General features: G+C 34.2%; 14 protein-coding genes. 5 read left to right on the plus strand and 9 right to left on the minus strand.

What is annotated here, in order from left to right; genetic code table 11:
- Nucleotides 1-138: 138 nt before the first annotated feature.
- On the plus strand, nucleotides 139-675 hold the full coding sequence (locus tag VF726_RS18820; RefSeq protein ID WP_440171058.1) for a GNAT family N-acetyltransferase: 537 nt from the start codon (nucleotides 139-141) through the stop codon (nucleotides 673-675).
- A 111-nt stretch (nucleotides 676-786) separates the two neighbouring features.
- Here the strand turns inward: VF726_RS18820 and VF726_RS18825 are convergent, their stop codons facing one another.
- The 3 genes from VF726_RS18825 to VF726_RS18835 form a co-directional block, all read right to left on the minus strand.
- The gene (locus tag VF726_RS18825) at nucleotides 787-1,263 is read right to left on the minus strand and encodes a DUF2690 domain-containing protein (protein ID WP_440171061.1); all 477 of its coding nucleotides are present in this window, start codon (nucleotides 1,261-1,263) and stop codon (nucleotides 787-789) included.
- Between the two features lie 17 nt (nucleotides 1,264-1,280).
- Nucleotides 1,281-1,793, minus strand: a complete 513-nt coding sequence (locus tag VF726_RS18830; RefSeq protein ID WP_440171064.1) for a YjfA family protein — start codon at nucleotides 1,791-1,793, stop codon at nucleotides 1,281-1,283.
- Nucleotides 1,794-2,095: 302 nt separating this feature from the next.
- A complete protein-coding gene (locus VF726_RS18835; RefSeq protein ID WP_440171066.1) occupies nucleotides 2,096-2,989 on the minus strand; it encodes a LysR family transcriptional regulator in 894 nt (297 codons plus the stop codon).
- 123 nt (nucleotides 2,990-3,112) lie between these two features.
- Between VF726_RS18835 and VF726_RS18840 the strand changes: the two genes are divergently transcribed.
- A complete protein-coding gene (locus VF726_RS18840) occupies nucleotides 3,113-4,078 on the plus strand; it encodes a quinone oxidoreductase family protein (protein ID WP_440171068.1) in 966 nt (321 codons plus the stop codon).
- Between the two features lie 52 nt (nucleotides 4,079-4,130).
- Here the strand turns inward: VF726_RS18840 and VF726_RS18845 are convergent, their stop codons facing one another.
- The 4 genes from VF726_RS18845 to VF726_RS18860 form a co-directional block, all read right to left on the minus strand.
- The gene (locus VF726_RS18845) at nucleotides 4,131-4,841 is read right to left on the minus strand and encodes a histidine phosphatase family protein (RefSeq protein WP_440171074.1); all 711 of its coding nucleotides are present in this window, start codon (nucleotides 4,839-4,841) and stop codon (nucleotides 4,131-4,133) included.
- A gap of 159 nt (nucleotides 4,842-5,000) precedes the next feature.
- Complete coding sequence (locus VF726_RS18850; RefSeq protein WP_440171077.1) at nucleotides 5,001-5,525, minus strand: GNAT family N-acetyltransferase; 525 nt, start codon at nucleotides 5,523-5,525, stop codon at nucleotides 5,001-5,003.
- Between the two features lie 6 nt (nucleotides 5,526-5,531).
- Nucleotides 5,532-7,433: an endonuclease MutS2 gene (locus VF726_RS18855; RefSeq protein WP_440171080.1), complete on the minus strand. Its 1,902-nt coding sequence runs from the start codon at nucleotides 7,431-7,433 to the stop codon at nucleotides 5,532-5,534.
- Between the two features lie 502 nt (nucleotides 7,434-7,935).
- Nucleotides 7,936-8,652 carry a hypothetical protein gene (locus VF726_RS18860; protein WP_440171082.1) on the minus strand — a complete coding sequence of 239 codons (717 nt, stop codon included), beginning with the start codon at nucleotides 8,650-8,652 and terminating at the stop codon, nucleotides 7,936-7,938.
- Between the two features lie 377 nt (nucleotides 8,653-9,029).
- Between VF726_RS18860 and betA the strand changes: the two genes are divergently transcribed.
- On the plus strand, nucleotides 9,030-9,710 hold the full coding sequence (betA, locus tag VF726_RS18865) for a collagen-like exosporium glycoprotein BetA (RefSeq protein WP_440171085.1): 681 nt from the start codon (nucleotides 9,030-9,032) through the stop codon (nucleotides 9,708-9,710).
- Between the two features lie 94 nt (nucleotides 9,711-9,804).
- On the opposite strand, the gene amyS is transcribed toward betA, so the two are convergent.
- Complete coding sequence (gene amyS, locus VF726_RS18870) at nucleotides 9,805-11,346, minus strand: alpha-amylase (protein ID WP_440171087.1); 1,542 nt, start codon at nucleotides 11,344-11,346, stop codon at nucleotides 9,805-9,807.
- A 215-nt stretch (nucleotides 11,347-11,561) separates the two neighbouring features.
- On the opposite strand from amyS, the gene VF726_RS18875 reads away from it, so the two are divergent.
- Both VF726_RS18875 and pepF read left to right on the plus strand, forming a co-directional pair.
- Nucleotides 11,562-12,353 (plus strand): arylamine N-acetyltransferase family protein, encoded by a 792-nt coding sequence (locus VF726_RS18875; protein WP_440171089.1) that lies wholly within the window; start codon nucleotides 11,562-11,564, stop codon nucleotides 12,351-12,353.
- Between the two features lie 118 nt (nucleotides 12,354-12,471).
- Entirely contained in the window at nucleotides 12,472-14,259 is a 1,788-nt protein-coding gene (pepF, locus tag VF726_RS18880; RefSeq protein WP_440171091.1) for an oligoendopeptidase F, read from the plus strand.
- A 54-nt stretch (nucleotides 14,260-14,313) separates the two neighbouring features.
- On the opposite strand, the gene VF726_RS18885 is transcribed toward pepF, so the two are convergent.
- Nucleotides 14,314-15,135: a MerR family transcriptional regulator gene (locus VF726_RS18885; protein WP_440171093.1), complete on the minus strand. Its 822-nt coding sequence runs from the start codon at nucleotides 15,133-15,135 to the stop codon at nucleotides 14,314-14,316.
- Nucleotides 15,136-15,148 lie beyond the last annotated feature (13 nt).

Genomic DNA, 15,148 nt, shown 5'->3' on the forward strand with positions numbered 1-15,148 from the left:
ATACCATATCATTATAAAATTCATGTAACATAAAAGTAAGAATCATACTTTTCAAACAATACAAAAAACAAAACTCTTCTTCCATGTAGAGCAATAATATTTATATACTCTATCACCAACCTTAAGGAGAACATTATAATGAGATTAGAAAGGGAAAGAATTTATTTAAGGCCACTTTGTCAGCTAGATGCGCCTATTATATTAGAAAGTACAATGGATGATGAAATAAGATATATGACTGGAACCAAGTCTACTTTTTCATTGGAGCAAATTAAAACACATATAGATCATATAAATAATGATTCAAGTCGCTATGATTTTGCTATTTGTTTAACAAGCACTGACGAAATGATTGGAGAATTGTCGATTTTAGATATTAATGAAGAGAATAAAAGAGCAGGGTTCAGAATATCAATGCTTTCAATAGCAGTAACAGGACAAGGCTATGGAACTGAAGCTATTAAAATAATTTTAAGATTTGTTTTTGAACAACTATCATTAAATCGTTTACAGTTAGAAGTATTTAGCCATAATTTACGCGGAATTAAAGCTTATGAAAAAGTTGGTTTTATAAAAGAAGGAACTTTACGTCAATCTTTATTTTATAACGATGCATACTCGGATGAAATTATTATGGCAATACTTAAAAATGATTATAAAAATATGCCATTTTAAATGAATGTCTTAAGCTATTAAACAACTTTAAAGAACCTTACCACAGTAAAATGCAGTAAGGCTCTTTCATTTTCATATCAAATAACAGCTCTTAACGCATTTATAATCTTATTAATACCAAATAGTCTCCGCATAATTATATGCATCACTATTCGGAATAGCATGTTTCCCTTGCGCCTGTGCCTTTCTTGGATCTAAATCATATACCATTGGCGTATAGCATGATGTTTGCCCTTTATTCACAACTCCATTTCCTCCAGCACTCCCGCAAGTATATGCCTTTCCATCTGTTTTTCTTACAATTCTTGCATCAGCTTCGTTATTATAAATTGCTGCACGAGTTACTGTAACTTTTGCCCACGCTGTCTTACACGTTGTGCTAAATTTTAATTCCACATAAGAATTGGAATCAATCCACTTCTTTTCTTTCGTTACTGCTGATTGATCACAGCTATTGTAATACGGACTTTTCCCATCATACGAATGATTTTCTGCATATACTTTATCGCTATTAGTCATGCTAAACATACTAGTTACAACGAGTAAAGATAGCAATAAACATGCACTCACCTTTTTTAATAGCTTCATATAATTTCACTCCTTTATTAATAACGTGCTGTTTTCCCGTAACCGTTATTAAACGTAACTGCTTCAGCATCTGCTGTGTATCCGAAATCAGCAGTTAAATCAAATACCATTCCTGTATACGTGCTCGTTTGACCTGTTTTTATTGTGCCGTTTCCCTGATTAGAAGTGACTGATTTTTGAAATACACCATTTTTGTATTTATTCACAACAGCGTACGCATACACTCCTCCAGAAACAGCTGGTGCTGGTTGATCTAATACAAACTTAGCCCATGCTGCATGACATTTATTGCTGTAACGTAAATACACTGTCCCAACTTTTTTACTCCCTTCGTACACGGCTGTAGACTTTGCATTAAATCCATCTGCATCACATGTTGTACTACCTCCGTATACTTTCGTTGTTGCTGGATTTTTCCCGTCATAATAACTACTTAAATCAGTAGCCGCAAATGTACTTCCTTGGAAACTAAATAATACCCCTACACTCGCTACACTTAACACACATGCTTTCATTAACTTTTTAAACATTGTAAATCTCCCCCTTCAAAATAAGTACGTATAATAAAGACAATCTATCCCCTATGTACGCCCCTCCTTTCATGCTTCCTAGAGGCATCTTACAGAAACGACTAAACGTTGTAAATTTCCTTATGATTATTGGAATATACGAAAAAATTTACGTATCCGTCTAAGAAAAAAAGTTGAGAAATACACATGTTATAGCATTCTTCATTTAAAACATAAAAGAACCGATACTTGTTACATGCAAGCATCGATTCTTTATACAAATTTGCCATTTTTGCTTTTATATAAAATAAATATTTCTCCACTTAATCTGTTGTAAAAAACTCCCTCGTCACATCAATGAATTGCTGCAGTGGCGCTGTCATCCATTTATCTTTATGCCAAGCAATTTGTGTATAAATCGGTGAGATTTCATTTTCTAAATGTAACTCTTTTATCGTCCCTTCTCTTATATCTTTTTCTACTACTATTGCTGGTAACACAGCTATTCCTAAATCTGCAATCACACATTGTTTAATTGCTTCGACACTAACGAACTCAATTTTATTTGCTGGATACACATCTTTTGTACGAAGTAGCTCTTCAAATAAAGTTCGGTACGAGCACCCTAGCTCTGTTAGCAACAGCGTCTCACTTTCTAAATCTTTTATAGAAACGGAAGCTTTCTCGAGTAAGTGATGTCCTGAAGCAGCTACTACTTTCAATTCTTCTTTCATAAGCGGCTCCACATGTAAAGCATCTTCTGTTTTACATTCATCCAAAATAAATGCAAGATCGACTTTTCCCTCCATCAATTGTTCCTTCGCATCTTTATTGGAATGCGCTGGTTTAAATATAAGCTTTATTTGAGGAAATTGTGCCTTAAACCTCTTTAATATGGAAGGAAGCCTATATGTACACTGACTTTCTTGCGCACCAATTATTAACGTACCTGCTATTTCTTCATCATCTTTCACAGCCATTTTCGCTTCGTTACTGAGTGCAATCATCTTGTCGGCATATAATTGAAACTTTCTTCCTGCTTCAGTTAAGAAAAGGCGTTTTCCTAATCTTTCAAATAACGGCGTACCTAGCTCAGCTTCTAACGTTTTAATTTGCGCTGTTACGCTCGATTGAGCAAAGTTTAATTTCTTCGCAGTTTGTGTAAAATTCAAAGTGTCCGCGGCTATTTTAAATGTAATTAATTGTTTTATCTCCATTTATCATCCCTCTTTTCAATCGTAATTTCCGATTGATTTCATCGAAATAATCCTCTTTGTCTATCGATATTTGTATTGTATGATAAAGAGCATCGACAAACAATAAAAATGGAGGTATTCCATATGAAGGCACTTTGTTTCGAACAGTTCGGAAATCCGGATGTACTACAATATAAAGAAATACATGATCCAATAATAAATTCAAATGAAATTCTTGTACGCACAAAAGCAATCGGTTTAAATTTTGCTGATATTTATAGACGCCGCGGTGATTATCATCTCGCTGGCAATCCGCCTTATATATTAGGTTATGAAGGGGCTGGTATTGTTGAAGAAGTAGGAGCTGACGTTACAAATATTAATCCTGGAGACCGTATTGCATTTGCTGATGTCCCATTTGCAAATGCAAAGCTAGTTGCTGTTCCGTCTGAGAAAGCAATTAAGCTTCCAGATTCTATCTCTTTTGAAACAGCCGCTTCTGTCTTATTACAAGGTCTAACAGCACATTATTTAACGAAAGATAGCTATGAAATAAAACGAGGTGATATAGCTTTAGTACACGCAGCAGCTGGCGGTGTTGGGCAACTTCTTATTCAAATAATTAAACTACTAGGCGGAAAAGTAATCGGCCTAACGTCATCTAAAGAAAAAGCAAAGATAGCTACATTAGCTGGTGCTGATCACGTTTTTTTATATACGGAAGCATGGCATACAAAAGTAGTTGCAATAACAAATGGTGATGGAGTAAATGTTGTATATGAATCAGTAGGTTCTACATTAGAGGAAAGTTTTAATGCTACTAAAACTGGTGGTACTGTCGTATTTTACGGAATGGCCGGCGGTAATCCTGCGCCCGTTGATCCGCGTATGCTTATGGATACTTCAAAAACTTTAACTGGCGGAGACCTTTGGAACGTGCTTACTACGTATGAAGAACGTAAAAAGCGATCTACTCAATTATTTGATTGGATTGCTACTGGCAAATTAAACATTGCGAGCCCTACTACATTCTCCTTACAAGATGGCGCTCTTGCACATAAATTATTAGAGAGCAGAAAAAGCACAGGGAAGATTTTATTAATCCCATAATCGTTCCAATTAAAAAAGGAAGCTAGATTTCTCTATCTTCCTTTTCTTATTTTTATATTTCCACACTTTCTTTCCCTTTTGCAACATAACTCATATCTCCAACCGACTCAACTGTGTATGTTCCGTCTTTATATACAATCTTCGTCACACTAGCATTTTCCACTCCGAGTTTTGTTTTACTACTGTCTAGCATTTCAATTAATGCAGTAATCAAAAGCCCATGAACAACAACTAAAACGTTGCCGCCTCCATTTGCAGCAGCTTCTTCACTAATTTTATCAATCTCTACTTTTATACGAGTAGAAAATAATTCCCAATCTTCCGCCTGTTTCGTTGGATCTGCTGCTCTAATCAGATTAATCACTTCTTGAATAGAAAACTTCATGAGTTCTTCTGGTGATGTAACGCCCGCAGCTTTTCCAACCACATCCCACATATTTTCAAGCTTTTCACCTTCAAAAATACCAAAATTTAATTCTCGTAAATTTTTCCTTTGCTCTAGTTTCAATTTTGATTGCTCACTATATTTTAATACTAAATTAGCAGTTTCAATCGCTCGGCCACTATCACTACTATACGCATTCGCAAACTGAACATCTTTTAATCCTGTTCCTAAATTCGAGGCAACTTCCACACCTTTTGCTACTAATGGAGAGTCTGCCCAACCTTGCGCGCGATGATTCGTATTTAATATCGTTTTACCATGTCTCGTAACATATAACGTAACTACATTCTCATTGCTAACAGTTTCTCGATTCTTCATCATATTCTCTCCCTTTACATTTCTATATCAATTTTACCACCTTAATTATTCATTGAGCAAAATATACGTAAGTGAATTTGCTTAATAAAAAAGCTATCTTTCTGTATACCTCTACAAAAAAATAGCATCTTTTATGATTACATTGCTTAGCTGATATTCCTACTCAGAAAACGCACTCGAATACTGAACAACTCCTTCTACACCTTCAAGAGCATTCTCTCTTAATTCCACTACCATAAATACCTCTTCAGGCACTTCAAATGGTGCTTTTATATTCCACTCACTTGCTTTCTTAAAACCAAATTTCGGATAATACTCTGGATGTCCTAACACTACAACCGATCCGTATCCTAGTTCTTTCGCTTTTTCTAACGCAGCTACAATAAGCTTCCCGCCGATTCCTTTTTTCTGATGACCCCTAGCAACTGAAACCGGTGCAAGTGCTAACGATTCTACAGAAGTTCCATCCTGTTCAATCGTAATTTTGGATAACATAATGTGACCAACGATTTCCTCATCTACTGCAACGATTGATAATTCAGGAATAAACGCGTCACATTCTCTAATACGTTTTACAAGTGCATGTTCTGTTTTATCACTAAATTCTTCATGTAAAAATGCTTGTTGTACCACTTCTTCTGTTTTTCTATAATCGTTTTGTTGCTCTTGTCTAATCGTTACCATTCTATATTATCCTCTATTCTTTCTTATTTCTTTTTGGATTTTACGAAGCGCTTTTTTCGATCCGCGCTCTATATCATGTTGCATTTTTCTTTCTTTATAATCGACAAATAGTGTATTTACATCGTATCCCTCTGGGTATAATTCTTTCGCCGCTACCTCTAACGTAATACGTTTTACGTTTACTTCAACGAATTCACCGTTATAATATACAACGACGTTATAGAAATTATCTATTTCCTTATAGATAATACCAAAATCATCATAATCTAATAAATTTACACGATCGCCGATTTTGTACTCGTAATGGTTTTCTCTTTTTTCCTGCACAAATTTTGGTTTTCTAATTTTACTTTCATTCACTTTTTCTAGAGCATATTCTTTATTTTCCATGTACTCTTTCGCTCTTTGAAGTACACGTTCTCTTACGTTCATTTTATTCGCAATCCAAAGTGCATTGCTTTCACCTGATTTACCAATCACTAATTTATAAAGCGGTTCTAGTGTCTCACTATTAAATTGCATTGCTGCGTTCATAAAATCATCGTGCATTTCTGAGAAGCGTTTAATTTCACCATAATGCGTACTCGCAACTGTAATACATCCCGCAAGATAAAACTCCTCTAAAATAGAAATTGCAAGTGCTGCCCCTTCATTCGGTTCAGTCCCGCTTCCTATTTCATCAAATAGTAGCAACGTATTATTATTTGAAATCCTCATAATTTCAGATAGATTTTTCATATGAGATGAAAATGTACTTAGTGCGTTTTCAATACTTTGATTATCTCCAATATCTACAAATACATTTTCAAAAATAGCAATTTCTGTTTCTTTATCTCCAGCAATATGCAATCCTGACATTGTCGCTAAAGTTAACAATCCGATTGTTTTTAATACAATTGTTTTCCCGCCCGCATTTGGTCCTGTAATAATTAAACTACGGTAGTTTTGACCGATTTCAAAGTGTAACGGTACTACTTTTCCACTTAAAAGCGGATGCTTACAATTTACTAAATGGATGTAGCCATGATCATTTAACTTCGGCTCTATTCCATCGATTGATTTACTAAACTTCGCTTTCGCAAATACCATATCATATTGACTAATCAATTCCATGTTAATCTTTATATGATAAATATTTTCTACTACCATGCCTGATAAAGTCGCTAAAATTTGATACTCTTCCATCGCTTCTTCTGCTTTCAAACTTGCGAGTTCCGCATTTAACTTTGTAACTGTGTGCGGTTCTATAAATACAGTAGAACCTTTAGCTGACGCTTCCACTATACTTCCCGCAACTTGATTTTTATAAGAAGATTTAATTGGAATTGTATACCTATCATCCTTCTTACTAATAAAGAATTCTTGAATATACTTCTTATTCGTACTACTATTTAAAAACTTCGTTAAACGTTCTTTTATTTTTCCATCTACCGAACCAATGTTATTTCGAATTCTTTTTAGCTCTTTACTAGCAGCTGCATCAATGCTATTTCCTTTAATGGAAAAATTAATTTCCTCTTCAATACTTTTAAATTCAGTCATTGAATTTGCATAAGAAGCTAATACTGGCGCAAAAAATTCTTTATCTAACATAAACTTTTTAATCTTTCTACAACCGCGTAAAAAGTCTGAAACACTTACTAACTCTTCAGGATCTAAAATTATCCCTTTTTCTAATTTTTGAATTGTACTAGCAATATTTGAAATGCCGAAGAAAGGAACATGCCCTTCTGCATCTACTATAGCTCGTGCTTCCGTCGTTTCATTCAAGCGATTCCTCACTACTTTTATACTCGTACTCGGTTCTAATTTATTTAATAATTCCTTACCTAATCCACTTACACAATAAGATTTCACTATATCCTTTAATTCGTTATATTGTAACTTTTCAAAAGTCATCTTATTCATTTTGTTTCTCCTCACTATGATTGATTTTTATCATAAATGAAGATACCTACCCATTAGATTCCAATGAGCCCTACATGATTCAATTACCATTTTTATACATTAAAAATATATACAAAAAAGCTGCGGGGATACCGCAGCTTTTACATTTACAAGGCATAAGTAATAACATATGAGGAAATAAGCCATTAAAAACAGCTGGCAATCCCCTTATTACACGCTTTATAAAGTATTGTAGGTATCTTCATAGGTATCGAAATAAATCCATGACAAAATTAGGGGTATGGTATACATAAAAATCCCCTGTTCTTATCCGATTTATTTCATTAAATTTTTCCTATTTAGTACCTACCGCACTCACAAAAAGCACCTCTCATTAATTTATATTATAGTCATTGAAATCTAATTTACTGAAATCATCATACTATATGTTTTGTGAGAAGTAAAGGTGTCAGACTATTACCTTTCACACCTTACTAAGGAAATTTTTTCTAATAATACGCTTTTACTTGATGGATTGCAAAATCTTTATATACTCATTTCTTTTCTCAAAGGTATTTTTCGCATCTTCAGCCGTTACTAAATGCTCTACCGCAATATGTTGTAACACATCCTCATTAATATTGGGTAACTGGATCGTTATCTCTCCCACACTACTCTTACTATTTTCAATCGTTTTATTGAATTCCCTTACACTTCTTGCAGCCTCCGCTACTGTTTCCATATGTACAGGATTGTTTACATCTAAAACAGTATTACTTCTAAAAACTACTGTATAATACTGCTTCAAATTTTTCTTCGCTATTTCTTTCTCTTCATTTTTATCGAAAACAGTATCCCCCACCTGTATTCGATTGAAAATAATCATAGTATTATTCTCTCTTTTTTCATAATATGTATTGAATCTTTCTTGTAAATTATTTGCTTCTTTTTTTATTTTATAGTTATCATTATTTACTTTTGGAGAGATTTGTCCCTCGAAAGAAATTTGAAATCGCAAATACGGTTCATCGACTTGCTGTACAGTAACTATCCGCCACTTCGGACCAAGGAAATCTTTTCCATTATCCAGTGTTTCAACACTATTTAATTTAACAGACATACCATACTCAGCTTTTGTATAACTTTGTGCTGTTTGTTCAATTTCTTCATCCGATATATCACATGATGTTAATAGTAGTAAACTAAACATTATGCTATATTTCATTATTGTTCTTTTCATATTGCCTCTCCTTTTGCTACTACTTCCTATATAGAAGTGTCCTTATCGATTTTAAATTACGGTTTATATAAAGTGCTTCTTTTAATAACCACAAGTATAAAAACACCCATTTATTATCATTTTACACTTAAAGTGTAATTTTACACTAAATTCATTTTATCGTAAAGCAAATATAATCTCTATTAAAATCCGTTAAAAACATACTAATATTTAACTCTATAGCAATCACAATACGTTTTTTTATTGTCTCCAACCTTAAAATAACCACTTTAATTTCACTGCGAAAAAATTTAATAAACGCCTCCGCTATTGCGAATGTCATTTACTTTCCCTAATACATTTAATAATTATGACAAGCAATCATAGGAGGTTACTATATGAACGAACAATATATTATTTTACATGGACCTGCTCTTGAACCAGATTTAATTGGCCCCACACTACCACCAATTCCACCATTTACATTCCCTACCGGACCTACCGGACCTACTGGAATCACAGGACCTACCGGTGCGACAGGTTTTACCGGAATTGGAATAACTGGTCCCACCGGGGGGACCGGACCTACTGGAATTGGAACAACTGGTCCCACCGGGGGGACAGGTCCTACTGGAATTGGAATAACTGGTCCCACTGGAGCAACCGGTTTAGTGACCTTGCCCATATTTGGAACAATAACTTCTGAAATAGGTATCGGTTTTTCAGCAGTAGTTAATACAAATGTTAATTTCACCATTCCAGGACCTGTTAGTGGAACTACTCTAAACCCAGTAGGCAACTCCATTACAATTAATACCACTGGTGTATATTCTGTATCCTTTTCAATCGTATTTGCGATACAAGCTATTTCGTCCGGTATATTAAATCTTACAATAAACGATTCCATTCAATTCACAATTGAAACACGAGTTGGTGGTGGTTCTGGGGTAAGAGCTACATCCGCCAGAACTGATTTATTACCTTTAACCCAAGGAGACGTTCTTCGAGTACGAATAAGAGAAGCCACGGGTGATATTATTTATTCCAACGCATCTCTCGTTGTTTTAAAAGTCGACTAATTCATTTATGAAAATAAAAATTTAGGAATGATAACAATATAAAAAGAAGAGGAAGACTTATATTTCAGTCTTCCTCTTCTTTTTTATCACCAATTCACTGCTGAACATATATGGAAACTGATCCTCCACTTACATGGAACTGCCCCCATCCGTCCTTATTAATTGTTACAGCATTTGTTTGATTACCCGTCATATCGTACCATACTTCCCCTGCGTTATTCTTTCCAACTTCCATCCACTTTGATCCTCCTGGCCCATCTGAGATTAATGTTGCTAGACCAGAATCCGCATGTACACTATCACCTTCTCTTGTCCATCCAATTACATCTGGATGGTCTAAATAATCACGCTGCGTACCATATGCAAAGTTTTTTCGTGCGGTCAAAATCGGATCAATTTTATCTTTTAACGCTGGAATTTCATAACTACTATTTCCGTTTGTCCCATAGTAATCACCATAGAAAACTGAAGGATAGCCCTCTGCACGAGTTAAAATAAATGCATATGCCAACGGTTTAAACCACGGACTTACTACAGATTCCAATGATTGTCCAGGCTGAGAATCATGATTCTCGACGAGAGTAACTGCAAGTGCAGGATGATTTTGCATTACTGTTCCATTTAAAATATTTCTCATATCATAATTCCCATTTCCTTTTGAAGCATAATGAAAATTGTAATGCAGTGGTGCATCAAATACAGATTGATTATAATTGACTTTCGCTAAATAATTATTTAAAGTCTGGATATCATTTTGCCAATATTCAGCCACCGTAAACATTTCTTTTCCTGTTTGCTGCCTGACATGATTTACCCAATCACGTAAATATTCATGATCAATATGTTTAACAGCATCTAAACGAAAGCCATCTAAATTTAATTCATTCGCATACCACGTCCCCCAATTTTTCATCTCATTCGCAACATCTGGATGATCAAAATCAAGATCTGCATACATCAAATAATCATAATTTCCATTCTCGTTAGACACTTCCCAGTCCCATGCTTTACCTATCCCCCTAAATTTATAAATTCGATTTAATTTCCTTCCTTCATCCCAATCCGTTCCGTCAAAATGATACCATTTCCATTTGAAATTAGAATAAGCATCTCCACGCCCTGGAAAGTTAAACCCTGTCCATGCATTAATTTCATAATCACCTGATACTTCAATATTTCGATTGTTACGGTCTACCTCAACAGCTGTTACAGTTTCAGTATAATCTGCTCCACCTTTATGATTCATAACTACATCACCGTATACATCAATGTTTTGCTTATGTAAAGCTTCAATTGCAGATTTCAACTGTGCTTTTGTCCCATATTTCGTCCGCACTGTTCCTTTTTGATTGAATTCTCCTAAATCATATAAATCATACGCTCCATATCCTACGTCATTTTGCGTAGTTCCTTTATATGCAGGCGGTATCCAGACAGATGTAATTCCTTTCTGTGCTAAATTTCCAGCATCCAAATGCAAACGGTTCCAATGATTCCCATCATTCGGTGCATACCACTCAAAATACTGCATTAACGTTCCATTGTTAACAGTATCTGCATACGTTTTACTCCCCCCATATATACTAGGTAAAAACAAAACAACCGACAAACCGACTACCATTATTCTTTTCAACATATTTACACCATCCCCTTTCAAGAAAACGTTTGCATAGTTTATCGAAATTATTATAATATTCGTTCTACAATTAGTAAAGTAGCAATCTCTCACTCTCCCATATTATTTTTTGTCTAACTTCACATATTCAACAAATACTTCAAAGTAGTTTTCATTTCACATCTAATTCAAGATTGTTTACAATTTATCTATAAAAGCATAACGGAGGGATTTCTATGACGGACTTTCAAAAACAATTTTTTGCGAGATTACATATAGAAGAAAAAGACAAAGTTTCATTTGAAGATTTACCTAACATTATGTACGCGATGGCACAAACCATCCCTTTTGAAAACTTAAATATTCTCCAAAACAACTTTACAGAAATATCAAAAGAAAATCTAAAAGAAAAAATTTTAGTAAACAACCGTGGCGGTCTTTGTTATGAGCTCAATCCTACTATATATTACTTCCTTAAAGACGCCGGATTTGATGTTCATCTCGTTTCAGGAACAGTGTACAATGCAGCAAATTCTACATGGGCTGTTGATTCTGGACACATCGCAACTGTTTTAACACATCATAATGAACTTTATTTAATTGAAGTAGGATTCGGATCATACTTACCTCTTGCACCTGTCCCTTTCTCAGGTGAAGTCACTCACTCCGTCACAGGCGATTATCGTATTCGTAAAGAAATAACCGAAAAGGGAAACTATATTTTAGAGATGCGTAAAAACAATGCGTTTTTGGATCAATCTTCAGCTGATGATTGGACTTTAGGTTATACATTTTATATAGAAGAAGTGAATGAAGAAAAAGCAAATGCGGCACAAAAAATTATCGTTGAACATAAGGGCTCACCATTTAACAAAGTACCTCTTATTGTAAAACTAACTGAAGATGGGCATGCATCTTTAACAAAGGATAGTCTGACAATAGCGACCAACGGTAAAAAAACGAAAGAACACGTTACAGATGTACAGTATAAAAATCTTTTACATTCTAAATTCGGAATTACGTTATAAATTTTTAAGCCTTGCCATTTTAAGCAAGGCTTTTCATTTTCCAGCAGGGATTTTTTGCAATTTGTTGTATTTCATAGTTATATAGGAATATAACTACATATTTAGAAAGGAAATGATTATGACTGAACTTAAAGATCGACTACAAGTAGATGATAAAGAAAAATGGGATTTAACGGATATCTACCATAGCATTGAAGACTGGGAAAGCGATTTTCATAAAATTAAAGTATTAACGAAAGAATTACACGAGTTTAATGGAAATATTTACGATGGCAATAGCTTATTAGCTTATTTAACAAAGAGTGAAGAAATATCTAGCATAATATCTTTAATGTTCGCTTATGCACGATTACAATCTGACCTTGATACGCGCGATACTGCCGCTCAATCTCTTGTCGATAAAGTGTCACAATTACATGTGAAAGTAAGTGCGGCTAAATCTTTCTTTTCTCCATTCTTACTTAGCATAGATGAAGACACATTACATTCTTACATAGAAGAAGCAGAAGGCTTACAATATTATAAAGAAGACTTATTTGAATTATACCGTTATAAAAAACACGTATTGAATAAGGACCAAGAAGAGATTTTATCACAAATGGGCGAAGCACTTTCCTCTCCTCAGCATACATACGGCATGTTAAATAATGCAGATATTCTATTTGGTGAAATTACGACTGATGATGGAGAGAAAGTAAATTTAACACGCGGAATGTATGCAAAGTTAATAGAAGATGAAAATCGCGAAAAACGTAAGGAAGCCTATAAAGCTTATTACAAACCATACGTTCAATTAAAAAATTCTATCGCTTCTACTTTATCTGCTGCTATTAAAAATAATGTTACTGTTTCAAAGATAAGAAACTATCCATCAGCTTTAGAAAAATCATTATTTGGCGACATGGTTCCGAAAGAAGTATATGAAAATTTAATTGATACGACGAAAAAAAACATTCAATCACTACATACTTATAATGAACTTCGAAAAGAAAAATTACATGTAGATGAACTACGCCAGTACGATTTGAGCGTTGATTTAGTAACAGGTGTAAAACAAGACATTCCATATGACAAAGCGTTTGACATCATGATTGAATCACTAGCTCCATTAGGTGAAGAATATATTGAAACATTAAAAAGCTTTAAAGATAAACGTTATATTGACGTGAGAGAAACGCCAGGAAAACGTTCCGGCGCTTATAACTTTGGTGTATACGGTGTTCATCCTTTCATTCTTTTAAATCATCACGATGATTTAAATAGCCTTTTCACTCTTACTCATGAATGTGGACACGGTATGCATACGCACTACTCACACGGATACCAACCAAGAATTTCTGCACACTATACTATTTTTGTTGCAGAAGTCGCTTCTACAGTAAATGAAGTGCTACTAATTCATCATTTATTAAAAGAAGCAAAAGATTCTAATGTACGTAACCATTTAGTAAACCATTTTATCGACAAATTTAAAGGCACTTTCTTTACACAAATTATGTTCGCTGAGTTTGAAAAAATCACACATGAAATGGCGCAGCAAGGTAAACCATTAAATGCTCAAGTCTTTAGCGAAGTTTATGAAAACTTGTTTAGAGAGTATAATGGTGAATCCCTCGTATTTGACGAAGAAGTAAAATACGGCTGGGCTAGAATACCGCATTTCTATCGTCCATTTTATGTGTACAAATATGCAACTGGATTCGCTTCTGCAATCCAAATTGCTGATAAGTTATTAAGCGGCGATCCAAATGCTCAAAAACATTATATTGAATTCCTTAAAGGTGGAAGTTCTGACTATCCATTAAATCTACTAAAAAAAGCTGGAGTTGATTTAACTACGCCAGAACCAATTGAAAGTGCATTAAACCGTTTTAGCTCACTTGTTGAAGAGTTTTCAGCATTATAAAAAGCAAGCAGAGTATATACTCTGCTTGCTTTTATCATTTGAATTACTTTATCCTCATTCTATTCTCACAACTACAAAACAAATTTGTGTCACATACTCCTCTACTAAACAATCACATTCAGGTCCCTTTACGTAAACCTCATATGGCGAATCTTCTATTACATAACCATTTCTTTCAATCCATTTTTCTAATGCTATATAAGCGTAACCTATATAGTCATAACTTCCATAATGCATAGTAGTAACGATTTGATGCGGATTTAGTTTTTTTATTTCATATTCTTGTACTACATCTTTATTGTTCCTATACATGACCGGAATTCTTAATTCAATATCACTTTTATTTGGAATATACTCTTCATCATAAAAGACTGTAGAGGGCGAACCGGCTATTTGAAAGTTACTCTTTTGTACTTTTTCATATAAGTCATAATAATAATCATCCATATCATCTATATTTATTTGCAATCTTTGAGCAATTACTGTTATTTCATTTCTCATTCCAATTAATATATCGTAATTTCTATGGCGAGCGATACTTAAACCATTATTCATACTTACCATTTCATTCATTTCTGAAATAACCTGTAAATTTTGTTTCACCTCATGAGATAACTCTATAATTTGTGCTTGCATATGTTTCACAAACGACTCTTGATCTGACGACTGCAAAATGATTTTAATTTTCGGTAGCGGGAACTTATACTCCCTTAACTTTTTTATTTTCAACGCTATATCTAACTGCCCTTGCTCATAATATCTATACCCATTTTCCGGCTTCACATATGCTGGTTTTAATATATCCTCTTTGTCATAATGCCTTAGCATCCGTGTACTCATTTTACAAATCCGCGAAAACTCAGTAATTGTATACATATACTTACCCCTT

The organism is Bacillus sp. Brlt_9 (genome assembly GCF_051948935.1).
Classification (GTDB): domain Bacteria; phylum Bacillota; class Bacilli; order Bacillales; family Bacillaceae_G; genus Bacillus_A.